The following is a 14,858-nucleotide window of genomic DNA, read 5'->3' as shown; positions in this document are numbered from 1 at the left end:
CCGGCGCCCGCTCCGTCCGCCGGCTTGTGAACCCTCATAAAACCGACGCGCCAGAACCGGAGTTGGGCGTCTTATTTGTCAGTGTCGTGCCGTAGAAATGAGGGCACGGCGAGGGTCCGCTCGGCGGACGGGAGGAGGTGGCTCGGTGAGTATTTCCGAGCCCTTGGACGACCCGTGGGCCGACAGCGGTCCCAGTGATCGTCTGCCGGCTTCCCGCCGCCGGAGTGACAGCGGCCGCGGACGCGACGAGCAGCACGAGCGCGGTCCGGACGGCGGTGCCGGTGCCTGGGACGGCGGCGGGCCCTCGTTCGAGCGGCTGCCCCCGCAAGATCTGGACGCCGAGCAGTCCGTCCTCGGTGGCATGCTCCTGTCCAAGGACGCCATCGCCGACGTCGTGGAGATCCTCAAGGGCCACGACTTCTACAAGCCGGCCCACGAGACGGTCTACCAGGCCATCCTCGACGTCTATGCCAAGGGCGAGCCGGCCGACCCCATCACCATCGCGGCCGAGCTCACCAAGCGCGGTGAGATCAACAAGGTCGGCGGTGCCTCCTACCTGCACACCCTCGTCCAGACCGTGCCGACGGCCGCGAACGCCGCCTACTACGCGGAGATCGTGCACGAGCGGGCCGTGCTGCGCCGCCTGGTGGAGGCAGGTACGCGGATCACCCAGATGGGATACGCGGCCGACGACGACGTCGACGAGATCGTCAATCGCGCCCAGGCCGAGATCTACGCCGTCACCGAGCAGCGCACCAGCGAGGACTACCTGCCGCTCGGCGACATCATGGAGGGCGCGCTCGACGAGATCGAGGCGATCGGCTCGCGCAGCGGCGAGATGACCGGTGTGCCGACCGGCTTCACGGACTTCGACTCCCTGACCAACGGTCTGCACCCGGGCCAGATGATCGTCATCGCCGCACGTCCCGCGATGGGCAAGTCCACACTGGCGCTGGACTTCGCGCGGGCCGCGTCGATCAAGAACAACCTTCCGAGCGTCATCTTCTCGCTCGAAATGGGGCGCAACGAGATCGCGATGCGCCTGCTGTCCGCCGAGGCTCGCGTCGCGCTCCACCACATGCGCTCCGGCACCATGACGGACGACGACTGGACCCGGCTGGCCCGCCGGATGCCGGACGTCTCGGCGGCCCCTCTCTACATCGACGACTCCCCGAACCTGTCGATGATGGAGATCCGTGCCAAGTGCCGCCGGCTCAAACAGCGCAACGACCTCAAGCTGGTCGTCATCGACTACCTCCAACTGATGCAGTCCGGCGGATCCAAGCGTGCCGAGAGCCGTCAGCAGGAAGTCTCGGACATGTCCCGCAACCTGAAGCTCCTGGCCAAGGAACTGGAGATCCCGGTCATCGCGCTCTCCCAGTTGAACCGTGGCCCCGAGCAGCGCACCGACAAGAAGCCGATGGTCTCCGACCTGCGTGAGTCCGGGTCCATCGAGCAGGATGCCGACATGGTCATCCTGCTGCACCGCGAGGACGCCTACGAGAAGGAGTCGCCGCGCGCAGGCGAGGCCGACCTGATCGTGGCCAAGCACCGTAACGGTCCGACGGCCACGATCACGGTTGCCTTCCAGGGCCACTACTCGCGTTTCGTGGACATGGCGCAGACCTGATCCCCACGGCACGCGGAAATCGGTTCGACGTGTGAGGCCCCGACCGGTGAACTGAGGGCATGACGACACCTCAGGAAGAGCTCCTTCCCGCAACCCGCCGGGCGCTGTTGCACCGGATCGCCGTGGCCCAGACGGAGGGGCGTGCGCCGTCGCTCGTCGCCGCGGTCGTCCGGGACGGCCGGCCCGTGTGGCACGGTGCGCGGACCTCGGTGGACGGTCACGGACCGGACGAGAACGTGCAGTACCGGATCGGCTCGATCACCAAGACGTTCACCGCTGTGCTGGTGCTTCGGCTGCGTGACGAGGGCGCGCTCGATCTCGGCGATCCGCTGGAGAAGCATCTGCCGGGCACGGGGGCGGGAGAGGCCACGATCGCCGAGTTGCTGGCCCACTCCGGCGGTCTGGCCGCCGAGTCGCCCGCGCCGTGGTGGGAACGGACGCCGGGCTCGCTGCGCCCCGAGCTCGCCGATGTGCTGGGCAGGCAGCCACTCCTCCATCCGGTGGGCCGTCGGCACCACTACTCCAACCCCGGATACACGGTGCTCGGCGCCCTGGTGGAGAAGCTGCGCGGTGCTTCGTGGGAAGAGGTGTTGCGGCAGGAGGTACTGGAGCCGCTGGGCCTGGACCGGACGTCCCGGCATCCCCGGGCACCGCACGCCGGCGGCTGGGCCGTGCATCCATGGGCCGACGTGATGCTGGCGGAGCCCGCTGAGGATCTCGGGCGGATGGCCCCGGCCGGTCAGCTCTGGTCCACCACCGGTGACCTGGCCCGGTTCGCCGTCTTCCTGGTGAAGGGGGACGACAGGGTGCTGAGTCACGAGTCCGTGCGGGAGATGCGCGGGCCGGCGGCGCCGATGGAGGCCGCCGATGTCGCGGACGGGGCGGCGTACGGTCTGGGGCTTCAGATCCAGCACCGGGACGGGCGGCTGCTCGTCGGGCACTCCGGGTCGCTCCCCGGTTTCCTGGCCAACCTCACGATCAGCGTGGAGGACGACGTGGCCGCGGTGGTACTGGCCAACTGCACGTCCGGGCCGCTGCTCGCCGGAGTCGGCGCCGACCTCGTGCGTGTGGTCGCCGAGGCGGAGCCCAGGATCCCTGAACCGTGGCAGCCGCTTTCGGACGTCGACGCATCCGTCCTGGAGCTGGCCGGCCAGTGGTACTGGGGCACGCACGCCTTCGCCCTGCGGCTGACGTCCGACCAGGGGGTCTCGCTGGAGCCGTTGTCGGGCGTCGGCCGGCGCTCGCGCTTCCGGGCGAACGGTGACGGCACGTGGACCGGACTGGAGGGCTACTACGCCGGGGAGTCGCTGCGAGCCATACGACGGCCGGACGGGACCGTGAGTCACCTGGACCTCGGGTCGTTCGTGTTCACGCGTCAGCCGTATGACGAGGGGGCGCCTGTGCCGGGAGGGGTGGATCAGGAGGGATGGCGCGGGATCGGCTAGGCAACTCGCGCGCCTCGCCGGGTGGCTCTGTTTCACGTGAAACAGAGCCACCGTGTCAGAGCTGGAGCTTGAAACCCGTGTGCGAGGCCGAGAAACCGAGACGCTCGTAGAAGCGGTGCGCATCGGTGCGGGTCTTGTCGGAAGTGAGCTGTACCAGCTGGCACCCCTGTCGACGGGATTCGTCGACGGCCCACTCGATGAGCTGTGTGCCCAGGCCGCCGCCGCGCTCGTCGGCGTGGACCCGAACACCTTCGATGACCGACCGGGTGGCGCCGCGTCGGGACAGGCCGGGCACGATCGTCAGCTGCAGCGTGCCGACCACCCGGCCGTCGCGGACGGCGACGATCACGTGCTGGTTCGGGTCGGCGCTGAGCCGTTGGAACGCGGCCAGGTACGGGCTCAGGTCGTCGGGCGACTCGCGTCGGGCGCCCAGGGGGTCGTCGGCGAGCATCCCGACGATCGCAGGAAGGTCGGCCTCGGTGGTGGGTCGTATCTCAAGATCTGCCATGGCCGCACCCTACGCAGGGAAGGTCAGGCGGGCACTGGTGTTTTGAGCGTCTCGACGACGCGGACCAGCGGAGCCAGGTCGGGGTTCCCGGCGGCCTCGTCGAGAGCCTCGCGCAGGGCGGCGTCATTGGTGGGCCGTGCCTCGTCCAACAGCTTCAGGCCGGCCGCGGTGACATTGGTGTAGATGCCGCGACGGTCGGTGGGGCACAGGTAGCGCTCGAGCAGCCCCCGGTCCTCGAGCCGGGTGACCAGGCGCGTGGTAGCGCTCTGGCTGAGGACCACGGCGTCCGCGACCTGCTTCATCTGCAGGTGCCCGCCGTCGCCGTCGTGCTGTCGGCTGAGCACCTCGAGCAGCGAGTACTCACGGACACTCAGGTCGTGTCCGGCCTGCAGCGCGCGCTCGATGTGGGCCTCGATCCTCCCGTGCAGCAGGGAGAGGGCGCACCAGCCCTGGGAGAGGGCGGTGAGCGCGGGGTCCGTCGCTGTCATGTGTTTCCTCCGTCCCGGAGCGGCTGGGACCAGGGTAGACCAGTATCGCGATTGCCAGCGCTTGCAAATAACCCGCGTCTGCAATTATTGTTGGCGCCTGTAAAGCGCTCCTGCAATTCCTGGGAAGGTAACCCCTCCATGCCTCTCGCGCTTCTGGCCCTCGCGATCGGGGCCTTCGGTATCGGAACCACTGAGTTCGTGATCATGGGCTTGCTGCCCGAGGTCGCGAACGACTACGGGGTCTCCATCCCCACCGCCGGTTTCCTGGTGACCGGGTATGCGCTCGGCGTGATGTTCGGTGCCCCGCTGATGACCGTGCTCGGCACCAAGGTTCCGCGCAAGCGGATGCTGATGCTGCTGATGGGCCTGTTCATCGTCGGCAACCTGCTCTCCGCCCTCGCCCCCGCCTTCTCCGTCATGCTGGCCGGTCGGGTCGTCGCTTCCCTCGCCCACGGAGCCTTCTTCGGCATCGGCTCGGTCGTCGCGGCCGATTTGGTCGCCCCGCACAAGAAGGCCGGCGCGATCGCGATGATGTTCACCGGGCTGACCGTCGCCAACGTCGTGGGCGTGCCACTGGGCACCCTGATCGGCCAGACCGCCGGCTGGCGCGTCACCTTCGCGGTCGTCGCCGCTCTCGGCGTCGTCGGCCTGGCCGGTGTCGCCAAGCTGGTCCCGGACATGCCCAGGGCGGAAGGCGTGCGCCTGCGCCACGAACTGGCCGCGTTCGGCAACGTCCAGGTCCTGCTCGCGATGGCCATGACCGTGCTCGGCTTCGGGGGCGTCTTCGCAGCCATCACCTACATCGCGCCGATGATGACCCACGTCGCGGGTTTCGCCGACGGCTCGGTCACCTGGCTGCTGGTCCTCTTCGGCCTCGGCATGGTCGGAGGCAACCTCGTGGGCGGCAAGTTCGCCGACCGCGCCCTGATGCCCCTGCTGTACATCTCCCTGGGCGCGCTGGCCGTCGTCCTCGCCCTCTTCACGCTCACCGCGCACGACAAGACCGCGTCCGCCGTGACCGTCTTCCTGATCGGAGCCCTCGGCTTCGCCACCGTCCCGCCGCTGCAGAAGCGCGTCCTGGACCATGCGCACGGCGCGCCGACGCTGGCGTCGGCGGTGAATATCGGCGCCTTCAACCTCGGCAACGCGCTCTCCGCCTGGCTCGGCGGCGTCGTCATCGCCGCAGGCTTCGGCTACACCGCCCCCAACTGGGTCGGTGCCGCGCTCGCCGCGGCCGCCCTGCTCCTCGCCCTCCTCTCGGCCGCCCTCGAGCGGCGCGAGCCCGCCGCCGGCGCCGTCGTCGCGGGGTCCGTCCCCGTCGAACAGCGGGCCCCCGCCGTACACCGCTGAACGATCGCGGCCGCCGGATCGCGGGGCGCGGACCGTCCCCGCACCCATGCGCCCCCCTCGCCTCGGCAGCACCCGAGGCACGTACCACTCAGCACCCCCAAGGAGAACCGCAATGACCACCACCGCCGTCGCCCCGCTGACCATCCAGGATGCCGAAGCCCTCGTCACCGCCGCCCAACGCGCCGCGGAGGCCGCCGGGATCGCCGTCAGCGTCACCGTCCTCGACGCGGGCGGCCACCTCCTGGCCTTCCGGCGCGACGACCGGGCCGTGCTGATCTCCGGGGAGACCAGCACCCGCAAGGCCTACACGGCGCTCCAGCTGGACGCACCCACCGCCGACCTCGTCGACGCCGTTCAGCCCGGGGGCCTCTTCCACACCCTGCCGACCGCGCTCGACCGGCCGCTGCTGTTCATCGCGGGCGGCGTTCCCGTGCACCGCGACGGCCGGCTGATCGGCGCGCTCGGCGTCGGCGGCGGAGCCCCCGAGCAGGACCACGCCTTCGCCACGGCCGCCGTGACGAAACTTGCCTGACGGCAGCCGTGGGCCACGAGGCCGGTCCCCGGAACCTCACCGGGGCCGGCCTCGCCGTGCGAACGGGGTCAGCCCGCCGCAACCGTCAGGGGAGCGAACCGCCGCTGCCAGTCTCCGGGCAACTCCGTGATGCCGTACGTCATGACCGCGTTGGTGGTGAGGGAGGAGAGACCGTGCTCCTTCACCCAGGCCAGCAGCTCTTCGTGCCGTACGTCGATGTCCGTGCGCAGCGGGCGGTCGGTGCGGGCGGCGAGGGAGGCCAGCAGCGCCTTGGCCGTCTCGGTGTCACGGGCGATCAGCGGGCCCACGACGTGGGTGTCCATGTTGGGCCAGGCGGCGGCGTATCCGATGAGTCGTCCGCCGTCCTCGGCGACCCGGAGCTGATCGGCGAAGGCGGGCAACCGCGTGAGGATGTGCGTGCGGTCGGCGCCGAACACCTCCTCGTCGAGCCGGAGGATCGCGGCGAGATCCTCGGCCGTGGCCGCGCGCGTGGGGACCGCGGGCTCGCTCCCGGCGGGCACGAAATGCCCGCGCACCATCTCCGCCCGGCCGGTGGTCTTGAAACCGAGCTCCTCGTAGAGGGGCCGCCCGTAGGGAGTGGCGTGGAGCGTCAGCGGGGTGGTGCCCAGGGCGTTGACGACGTGGCGCATCAGCCGGCGCCCGACGCCCTGGCGGGCGTGCCGCTCCGCGACCAGCACCATGCCGATGGCGGCGAGACAGGGGCGTCCGTGCGGCCCGTACTCGGTGACGGCGCAGGCACTGACGAGGCCGCCGCCGGGATCGTCGATGCCGTACGCGTTCCCGGCCGTGAGGAGGAAGGACCACTTGTGTTCCTCACGGGGCCACCCCCGGTCCTCGGACAGGTCGGCGCAGGCGGTGAGATCGCGGAACGTCAGGCGGCGGATCGGCAGCGAGGCGAGGGAAGGTGTCGACACGCAGGTCAGGCTGTCCGACGGCAGCCGTCGGCGTCCACCACTTTCCGTGGAACACACGAGCTTTTGGCCATCCCGGACGCCTCCGGGGTCAGCCGAGGTCGGGGGCGAGCATGGCGCGCACGCCCTCGATGTTGCCGTCGAGATAGTGCCGGAGCGAGAGCGGTACGAGATGCACGGAGGCGATCCCGACCCTGGTGAAGGGCACCCGGACGATCTCGTACTCCCCGGCGGGCTCGTCGACCTCGGGGCCGTGCCGCAGGGACGGGTCCATGGACTCCAGCCGACAGACGAAGAAGTGCTGCACCTTCACACCGGTCGCCCCACCGTCCTCGCCGATGTGTTCCACCGTGTCCACGAAACACGGGACCACGTCGGTGATCTTGGCGCCCAGTTCCTCGTGCACCTCGCGGTGCAGGGCGTCCACGACGGTGGTGTCGCCGGGCTCGACACCGCCTCCGGGAGTGACCCAGTAGGGATCGACGCCGGGCTTGGTGCGCTTGATCAGAATCAGGGCGCCGTCGTCCAGTAGAACGGCGCGGGCGGTGCGCTTGACCACGGGTCGGACGGTCATGGAGGAAATGTGGCCCGGCTGGTTCCACGTGAAACATCGAGGGCGTCAACCGGCCCGGACCGACGGCTCAGCTCCAGTCGGCGGCCGCGCGCAGCAGCCACTCATGGGCCCGGGCGACGTGCGGCATCGCGAGTGTGCCGGTACGCACCACCAGGAAATACGTCCGCAGAGGTGGCACCGCTGGGTCGTGCAGGGCGACTGCCTCACCGCGCTCCAGCGCTTCGGCGCACAGGTAGCGGGGCAGTACGGCGAGCCCGGCGCCGGCGACCGTACAGGCGAGCACCGCACGCAGGTCGGGAGCGACGACCGTGGCCGGGGCCGCCGGGCGGGCGTCGAAGACGGATGCCCAGTAGCGGGCGACGAAGGGCAGCGACTCGTGCACCTCAACGACGGGGATGTGCTCCAGATCGGGTGCGGCGGTGCGGCGGGGCTGCCCGGGAACGGCCCGCTCAGCCCAGTGGGGAGCGGCTACCAGGACGTGCTCCTCATCGCAGAGCGGCGTCGCCGTGAGCAGCGCCCCGCGCGGCCGGGCCGTACCGATGGCCAGATCGTGATGCCCGGCGGCCAGCCCCTCCAGGGCCTCCTCGGCGTTGCCGAACGAGGCGCGCAGGGCGAAGCCCTGTCCGTCCTCGCCGGTGAGCTCCGTGAGCGCGGGCAGCGCCCGCTCGGCGGTGAACTCCGGGGGACCGGCAAGATGCAGGGTCCGCAGGGCGGAGTCGTCGTCGGGCCCGGTCTCGGCTATCTCCATCAGGGCGTCGAGGTGGGGCGCGGCTTTGTGGGCGAGTTCGTCGCCAATGGTTGTCGGGGTCACGCCGCGGGCCTGCCGCAGGAACAGAGGGCGCCCGAGCTGCCTCTCCAGTGTGCGGATCTGAGAGGTGACGGCCGGCTGGGAGAGGCCGAGCAGGGCTGCCGCGCGCGTGAAGGAACCGGCCCGGTGCACGGTCACGAACGTGCGCAGCAAGGCCAGATCCACGGAAGCCGCCCCCTCTTCTGTTCTCGACCGGCCCTCCGGCCGCGCTCAACTATAAATATGTCGATAGGTCGCTGTCGCTACTGTGATTGGACACTGACACAGAGTCAACTAGCCTGAGTCGCGCGGTTCTTCGCGCGCGAGAACCGAAGGGCGGTCCGAGCCACGAGGGGGGAGGCTCGGACCGCTCGGCGTGTCCGGTCGGCCTGTCGAGGAGCCGGGCGGCGCCGGTCAGCCCGCCGACTAGTCGAGCGCGCGCAGCAGGTCCGCCACCAGGTCCTCGGGGTCCTCGGCGCCGACCGAGAGACGGATGAAGCCCTCCGGTACCGCGTCGCCGCCCCAGCGTCCGCGCCGCTCGGCCGTGGACCGTACGCCACCGAAGCTGGTGGCGCCTTCCACGAGCCGCAGCGCGTCGAGGAAACGATCGGCACGCGCGCGCGTGGGCAGCGTGAAGGAGACCACGCACCCGTAGCGCCGCATCTGCTGCGAGGCGATCTTGTGCGAGGGGTCGTCGGGCAGCCCCGGGTAGCGCAGGCCGGTGACCTCAGGCCGCGCACCGAGCGCCTCGGCCACCTTGAGCGCGGTGGCGTTCTGCCGGTCCACGCGCAGCTGGAGGGTGGCGATCGAGCGGTGCGCGAGCCAGGCCTCCATGGGCCCGGGGATCGCGCCGACGATCTTGCGCCAACGCCGTACGGCGGCCATCAGTTCGCGGTCGCGGCCTGCCACATAGCCCAGGAGGACGTCGCCGTGCCCGGTGAGCTGCTTGGTGCCGCTGGCCACCGAGAAGTCGGCGCCGAGGTCCAGCGGGCGCTGACCGAGTGGCGTGGCGAGCGTGTTGTCGACGGCTACCAGGGTGCCGCGTGCGTGGGCCGCCTCCGCGAGCCGTTGGATGTCGCAGACGTCCAGCCCCGGGTTGGAGGGCGTCTCGATCCACAGCAGCCTCGCCCCGTCCAGGACGTCCAGCTGGGCGTCCCCGCCGGTCGGCGCGGTGCGCACCTCGATGCCGTACGCCTCCAGCTGGGCGCGGGCCAGCGGCAGCGCCTGGTAGCCGTCGCCGGGCAGGACGACCGCGTCCCCGGCGCGCAGCTGCGAGAAGAGCACCGAGGAGATCGCGGCCATGCCCGAGGCGAACACGAGTGTCTCGACGTCGTCCTGCCCTGGTGCCTCCAGTTCGCCGATGGCGCGCTCGAGGTGGGTCCAGGTGGGGTTCTCGTCGCGTCCGTAGGTGTACGGACCGGTCGGCTCCCCCGGCAGGTGGAAGTGGGCGGCGAAGACGGGACCGGGCAGCGTCGGCTCGTGCTTGACTGGCTCCGGCAGCCCGGCCCGAACGGCACGCGTGCCGTCGCCGGCGCCGGGAAGGGGCCACTCCGCTCCAGTACCGTGCCTGTCGCCGGCAACGGAATCGCTCATGCCACCCGTCCTCTCACCTGCTCGTGTACCGCGGCGAGCAGTCCGCCGCTCGCCGCCTCCACCATCTCAAGACATGCCTGGAAGCCGTCCACGCCCCCGTAGTAGGGATCGGGTACGTCGAGGTCACCGTGGTCGGCGGCGGGGTCGTAGGAGCGCAGCAGCCGTACCTTGTCCGCGTCCTGTTCCGTGGCAGCGAGGCGGCGCAGCGCCCGCAGGTGGCCGGCGTCCAGAGCGATGACGAGGTCGAGATGTCCGAACCAGGACGGCTGGAACTGCCGTGCCGTGTGGTCGAGGGAGTAGCCGTTCTCCACGAGGACGTCGACCGTGCGGGGGTCGGCGCCCTCGCCCTCGTGCCAGCCGCCGGTGCCGGCGCTGTCGGCCACGACCAGGCCGCCCAGTCCTGCGTCCGCCACGCGTGCGTGGAAGACGGCCTCGGCCATCGGGGAGCGGCAGATGTTGCCCGTGCACACGAAGCAGACGCGGTAGGCCATGGGATCAGTCCTTGTCGGGCAGGAACGCGTTGAGGGCCCAGGAGACGACTGAGATGATCAGTCCGCCCAGGAAGGCGGTCCAGAACCCGTCGACGTGGAAGCTCAGGTCGAGCTTGTCGGCCAGCCACGACGTGAGCAACAGCATCAGCGCGTTGACCACCAGCGTGAACAGACCGAGAGTCAGGATGAACAGCGGGAAGGTCAGCACCTGCACGATCGGCTTGACCAGCATGTTGACCAGGCCGAACATCAGGGCGACGACGATCAGTGTGAGGGCCTTCTCGCCGGTGCTGCCCCCGGCCAGCGTGATCTTGTCGAGCAGCCACACGGCGACCGCGAGGGCGGCCGCGTTGGCGATCGTCTTGACTAGGAAATTCTTCATGTGTCTGATCGTGGCAGACGCGATCGGAAACGAACGGTGAGGCAGGGGCGGACGAGGCGATGAAGGCATTCCGGCTGGACGAACTGGAGGCGGAGCGCGCCGCCAACGACGGTGCCTACCTGCAGTTCCTGCGCGAGCGGAACATGTCGGTCGGTCTGTACGCCCTCGACGCGGGAACCTCCGATCCGCAGCAGCCGCACGCGCAGGACGAGGTGTACTTCGTGGTCAGCGGCCGGGCCGCGATCACCGTGGGCATGGAGACCACCCAGGTCGCGCGCGGCAGCGTGGTCTACGTGCCGGCCGGGGTCGCGCACAAGTTCCACCACATCAGCGAGGACCTGCGGGTTCTGGTGGTCTTCTCTCCGCCCGAGAGCTGAGTCCGCGCTTCGGGGTTCCCTAGGGGATCGGTCAGGGTGAGACAAGGGATGCGGAGCCCCTGCCGGGGCTCGCGCGGCCCTAGCATCGAGTACAGGACATTCGGAGTTCCCATCGGTTGCCGGGCCGCCGAAGGATCCGGCACTCGAACGGGCGGAGAGGTAAGGACGAGGGCGATGCGAGAGATCTTCACGGGGCTGCCGTGGTGGGTGAAGTGGATCGCGGTGCCGGTCATCGCCCTGGTCGTGTTCGGTGGGCTGATCGCCAGCGTGGTCGGCTTCGTGATCGGACTGCTGTTCAAGCTGCTGGTCTTCGTCGCGCTCGTCGGCGGACTGATCTACGTGGTGCGCAAGTTCATGTCGAGTTCATCGTCGCGCAGCGACTGGTGAGGTCTGTGAGACACCGGAGGCGGTAACAGGAATCACCGGTTCCCTCGCGCGAGGGAAGTTTCCCGGACGAATCGTCGGTGAGCGGTGACCGGCGATTAGAGTCCGGAACTCGACGCGGGGGTGACCCCGCGAGCGGCGTACACCCCACCCGTGTTCCCCGCACGGGGCTGCCCCCTCGCGTTCCGGGAGTGACCCTTGGCCACGGCCGACACCGCATTGGTTCCGCTGCACGCATTGCCCGTGCAGCCACATTCGACGCCTCGAACGCCTCCCGCGTCCTCCGCGGATCCGCCCTCCGCGACGCTCATCGGATCCGTTCAGCGGGCGATGCGCCTCCTGGAGTGCGTCGCCGGACACACGTACGGAGCTCCGGCCAAGCAGCTGGCCCGGGAGACCGGGCTGGCGCTGCCCACGGCGTACCACCTGCTGCGCACCCTGGTGCACGAGGGCTATCTGCGCCGGGACAAGGGGTTGTTCTTCCTCGGTGAGGCTGCCGAGCGGCTGAGCGGCAGAGGCGCCCAGCAGAAACGTCGCACCACGGTGATCGACGCATTGGCGCGCTGGCGCGACGCGATCGGCGTCCCTGTGTACTACGCCATGTACCGCGACGGCGAGATCGAAGTCATGTGCGTCTCCGACACCCCGGGGAATCCGGCCGTGGAGGAGTGGGCGGACTTCCGCGAGACCGGGCACGCGCACGCCATCGGCCAGTGCCTGCTCTCGCAGTTGGACGAGGGCGCCCGCCGTGACCACCTGGACCGCTACCCCGTGCGGCCCGTCACGCCGTACACGGTGCGTGATGGCAATGCCCTGCTGAAGCGGCTGGAACGCATGCGGCGGATGGCCCCGGTGGTCGAACGCCAGGAGTACGCACTGGGGACGGTGTGCGCGGCGATCCCGATCACCGTCGGCACCACGGCCGCCACCATGGCCATTTCCCTGCCCCTCCAGCAGGCCGACCGGCTGCTGCCCGCGGCCCAGCGGTTGCAGGACGAGGTGGGGCGGCTTCTGGGGTCGCTGGCGATCTCTATCAGTATCTGAAAACTCACTCCTTGTGATCTGGTGTGTACGTTGAGCAAGATGCCACCAGTGTTAGAGGTTTGATTCCCGGACAGTCGACGGCGAATGACGGGTGTGCGATGGGCGAGTCGGTACAGGCAGAGGTCATGATGAGCTTTCTCGTGTCCGAGGAGCTCTCGTTCCGCATCCCGGTGGAACTGCGCTACGAGACCTGTGATCCCTATGCCGTGCGACTGACTTTCCACCTGCCCGGGGACGCGCCGGTGACCTGGGCCTTCGGCCGGGAGCTGCTGGTGGACGGGGTGGGCCGGCCGTGCGGTGACGGCGATGTGCGCATCGCTCCCGTCGACCCGGAGCCGCTGGCCGAGGTGCTGATCCGCCTTCAGGTCGGGAACGACCAGGCGCTCTTCCGTTCGTCGGCGGCTCCTCTGGTGGCGTTCCTGGACCGGACCGACAAGCTGGTGCCGCTGGGGCAGGAGGGCGCGCTCGCCGACTTCGACGCCCACCTCGACGAGGCCCTGGACCGCATCCTGGCGGAGGAACAGAGCGCGGGCTGAACCGTTACAGCAGGAGCCCCTTCCACGTGCCGTAACGCTTCACCGGCGGCCTCGCCATGGCTCAGCGCTTGCGGCGCCGGCCCCGCCCGCCACGTACGGGCGCCGAACCCGACCCCGGTGCCGCTCCGGCGGTCCGGGCCGTGGGGCGGTCGGCGGGCCGGTCGGCCGACACGACGAGGGCCGCGAGGGCCGTGGTGACCGGAACGGACGCCACCAGGCCGATCGAGCCGATCAGCGTGCGCACGATCTCCTCCGCGACCAACTCGCTGTTGGCGACCGTCCCCACCCCGCTCTGCGCGATGGAGAAGAGCAGCAGCAGCGGAAGGGCGGCGCCCGCGTAGGCGAGGACCAGGGTGTTGACGACCGAGGCGATGTGGTCGCGACCGATACGGATTCCGGCGCGGTACAGTCCGCGGCGGCCCAGCGCTGGGTTGGCCTCGTGCAGTTCCCAGACCGCCGACGTCTGGGTGACCGTCACGTCGTCGAGGACACCGAGCGAACCGATGATGACTCCGGCGAGCAGCAGACCGCTCATGTCGATCGTCGGATACAGGCCATGGATGAGGCCCGTGTTGTCGTCCGTGTTGCCGGTGAGCGCGGCCCAGCCGATGAACAGCGACCCGAGCACGCCGATCAGGACCAGGGAGATGAGCGTGCCCAGTACCGCCACGGACGTGCGGGCCGACAGGCCGTGGCACAGGTACAGCGCGATCAGCATGATGGCGCTGGAGCCGATCACCGCCACGAGCAGCGGGTTCGAGCCCTGCAGGATCGCGGGCAGCATGAAGAAGTTCAGCAGCAGGAAGCTGACGGCCAGCGAGACCAGGGCCATGAGACCCCGCAGCCGTCCGACGACCACGACCGCGAGGGCGAAGATGCCGGCGAGCAGCGCCATCGGGACCCGGCGGTTGATGTCGGTCACCGAGTACTGAAGGTCCTCGGGCGCGGAGGGCTCGTAGGCGACCACGACCTTCTGGCCCTCGTGCAACTGCCGTGACTGGTCCGGTTGCACGATCTCGGTGAAGGTGCGGCCCTTGTCGTCTCCGCTGTCGACGCGGATCGTGGCCCGTTTGCAGTCGCCGTTCGCCCGCTGCATCGCGGAGGAACCCTCGGCGGTGGAGGTGTCGCCGGTCGGGGGTACGCCCGAGGCGTTCACGGACTGGCAGCTTAGCTCGACCACCTTGGTCACGGTGGCCTGCTGCGTCTGCCGGTCGAAGCCGACCCCGGTGCGTTCGTGCGGCGGGGCGCCGCCCGGCCACAGCACCGCGAGCCCGATCAGCACGGCCGCGGCGAACGGGATGAGGACCGCGGCGATGACCTTCCGCAGGTGCCGGGAGACGGGCGCCGCCGGACCATGACTGTGCGCGTGCGAGTGGCCGTGCCCGCCGCCCCCGCCGCCCGAGCCATGGCCTCCACCGGCACCGGGCCCGCCGGGGCCTTGCCCACCGCCCGAGCCGTGCCCGCCCCCCTCGTCATGTCGGTCTCCGCCCGCGCCGTGAGGTCCGGGTGAGGCCGGATCGGCTCCGCGGCCGGCGCCGTGCTCGGTGCCCGGTCCGCGGCGGGGTTCGTGCGGCGGGAAGGGGGGATGCTGCGGTGTGGTCACCGACCGATCATCGCAAGAACGAGGGGGGCCCTCTGTTCACCGCGCCCGAATTGACGCTAGCGTGGAGGCACCTTTGTACACGCGGGAGCTCGGAGCACCGGGCTGAGAGGGCGCTGACCTCCGTCCCAGCGATGTTTCACGGGAAACGTCACCGAAGACGAGTGACGTTTCCCACGAAGCGTCCGAGGACGGAAACCGCTGC

The 14,858-nt window shown here is 70.1% G+C and carries 17 protein-coding genes; 8 read left to right on the top strand and 9 right to left on the bottom strand.

Features of this window, described 5'->3' with window-relative positions; genetic code table 11:
- Positions 1 to 145 precede the first annotated feature (145 nt).
- The gene (gene dnaB, locus M6G08_RS07755; protein WP_272586434.1) at positions 146 to 1,630 is read left to right on the top strand and encodes a replicative DNA helicase; all 1,485 of its coding nucleotides are present in this window, start codon (positions 146 to 148) and stop codon (positions 1,628 to 1,630) included.
- 59 nt (positions 1,631 to 1,689) lie between these two features.
- Positions 1,690 to 3,075 (top strand): serine hydrolase domain-containing protein, encoded by a 1,386-nt coding sequence (locus tag M6G08_RS07750; RefSeq protein ID WP_272586433.1) that lies wholly within the window; start codon positions 1,690 to 1,692, stop codon positions 3,073 to 3,075.
- A gap of 55 nt (positions 3,076 to 3,130) precedes the next feature.
- Here M6G08_RS07750 and M6G08_RS07745 read toward each other — a convergent pair whose 3' ends face one another.
- Together M6G08_RS07745 and M6G08_RS07740 are read right to left on the bottom strand one after the other, a co-directional pair.
- Positions 3,131 to 3,583 carry a GNAT family N-acetyltransferase gene (locus M6G08_RS07745; protein WP_272586432.1) on the bottom strand — a complete coding sequence of 151 codons (453 nt, stop codon included), beginning with the start codon at positions 3,581 to 3,583 and terminating at the stop codon, positions 3,131 to 3,133.
- A 23-nt stretch (positions 3,584 to 3,606) separates the two neighbouring features.
- Entirely contained in the window at positions 3,607 to 4,071 is a 465-nt protein-coding gene (locus M6G08_RS07740) for a MarR family winged helix-turn-helix transcriptional regulator (protein WP_073726051.1), read from the bottom strand.
- A 138-nt stretch (positions 4,072 to 4,209) separates the two neighbouring features.
- Here M6G08_RS07740 and M6G08_RS07735 point away from each other — a divergent pair, with 138 nt between their 5' ends.
- Complete coding sequence (locus M6G08_RS07735) at positions 4,210 to 5,421, top strand: MFS transporter (RefSeq protein ID WP_272586431.1); 1,212 nt, start codon at positions 4,210 to 4,212, stop codon at positions 5,419 to 5,421.
- 112 nt (positions 5,422 to 5,533) lie between these two features.
- Positions 5,534 to 5,953, top strand: a complete 420-nt coding sequence (locus tag M6G08_RS07730; protein ID WP_272586430.1) for a GlcG/HbpS family heme-binding protein — start codon at positions 5,534 to 5,536, stop codon at positions 5,951 to 5,953.
- Positions 5,954 to 6,021: 68 nt separating this feature from the next.
- Here M6G08_RS07730 and M6G08_RS07725 read toward each other — a convergent pair whose 3' ends face one another.
- The 6 genes from M6G08_RS07725 to M6G08_RS07700 all read right to left on the bottom strand — a co-directional run bounded on the left by M6G08_RS07725 (position 6,022) and on the right by M6G08_RS07700 (position 10,712).
- A complete protein-coding gene (locus tag M6G08_RS07725; RefSeq protein WP_272586429.1) occupies positions 6,022 to 6,888 on the bottom strand; it encodes a GNAT family N-acetyltransferase in 867 nt (288 codons plus the stop codon).
- Positions 6,889 to 6,976: 88 nt separating this feature from the next.
- Positions 6,977 to 7,459: an NUDIX domain-containing protein gene (locus M6G08_RS07720; RefSeq protein WP_272586428.1), complete on the bottom strand. Its 483-nt coding sequence runs from the start codon at positions 7,457 to 7,459 to the stop codon at positions 6,977 to 6,979.
- A gap of 67 nt (positions 7,460 to 7,526) precedes the next feature.
- Positions 7,527 to 8,432: a LysR family transcriptional regulator gene (locus tag M6G08_RS07715; RefSeq protein WP_272586427.1), complete on the bottom strand. Its 906-nt coding sequence runs from the start codon at positions 8,430 to 8,432 to the stop codon at positions 7,527 to 7,529.
- 240 nt (positions 8,433 to 8,672) lie between these two features.
- Complete coding sequence (locus M6G08_RS07710; protein WP_272586426.1) at positions 8,673 to 9,839, bottom strand: cystathionine gamma-lyase; 1,167 nt, start codon at positions 9,837 to 9,839, stop codon at positions 8,673 to 8,675.
- Positions 9,836 to 10,330, bottom strand: coding sequence for a low molecular weight protein-tyrosine-phosphatase (locus tag M6G08_RS07705; RefSeq protein ID WP_272586425.1), 495 nt, complete (start codon positions 10,328 to 10,330; stop codon positions 9,836 to 9,838). The genes M6G08_RS07710 and M6G08_RS07705 overlap by 4 nt, the downstream gene beginning before the upstream one ends.
- A gap of 4 nt (positions 10,331 to 10,334) precedes the next feature.
- On the bottom strand, positions 10,335 to 10,712 hold the full coding sequence (locus M6G08_RS07700; protein ID WP_272586424.1) for a phage holin family protein: 378 nt from the start codon (positions 10,710 to 10,712) through the stop codon (positions 10,335 to 10,337).
- Positions 10,713 to 10,771: 59 nt separating this feature from the next.
- On the opposite strand from M6G08_RS07700, the gene M6G08_RS07695 reads away from it, so the two are divergent.
- The 4 genes from M6G08_RS07695 (at position 10,772) to M6G08_RS07680 (ending at position 13,053) form a co-directional block, all read left to right on the top strand.
- Positions 10,772 to 11,089 (top strand): cupin domain-containing protein, encoded by a 318-nt coding sequence (locus M6G08_RS07695; protein ID WP_043382483.1) that lies wholly within the window; start codon positions 10,772 to 10,774, stop codon positions 11,087 to 11,089.
- 174 nt (positions 11,090 to 11,263) lie between these two features.
- Positions 11,264 to 11,476, top strand: coding sequence for a DUF5326 family protein (locus tag M6G08_RS07690; protein WP_007388908.1), 213 nt, complete (start codon positions 11,264 to 11,266; stop codon positions 11,474 to 11,476).
- Between the two features lie 306 nt (positions 11,477 to 11,782).
- Complete coding sequence (locus M6G08_RS07685) at positions 11,783 to 12,517, top strand: IclR family transcriptional regulator (RefSeq protein WP_336299027.1); 735 nt, start codon at positions 11,783 to 11,785, stop codon at positions 12,515 to 12,517.
- 98 nt (positions 12,518 to 12,615) lie between these two features.
- The gene (locus M6G08_RS07680; protein WP_073726029.1) at positions 12,616 to 13,053 is read left to right on the top strand and encodes an SsgA family sporulation/cell division regulator; all 438 of its coding nucleotides are present in this window, start codon (positions 12,616 to 12,618) and stop codon (positions 13,051 to 13,053) included.
- A gap of 61 nt (positions 13,054 to 13,114) precedes the next feature.
- Here M6G08_RS07680 and M6G08_RS07675 read toward each other — a convergent pair whose 3' ends face one another.
- Positions 13,115 to 14,656 (bottom strand): YibE/F family protein, encoded by a 1,542-nt coding sequence (locus M6G08_RS07675; protein WP_272586422.1) that lies wholly within the window; start codon positions 14,654 to 14,656, stop codon positions 13,115 to 13,117.
- Positions 14,657 to 14,858 lie beyond the last annotated feature (202 nt).

The sequence above is a fragment of the Streptomyces sp. M92 genome (assembly GCF_028473745.1).
Taxonomy (GTDB): domain Bacteria; phylum Actinomycetota; class Actinomycetes; order Streptomycetales; family Streptomycetaceae; genus Streptomyces.
The sequence above is the reverse complement of the archived record's forward strand: the minus strand, read 5'-3'. Positions and strand labels throughout refer to the sequence as shown.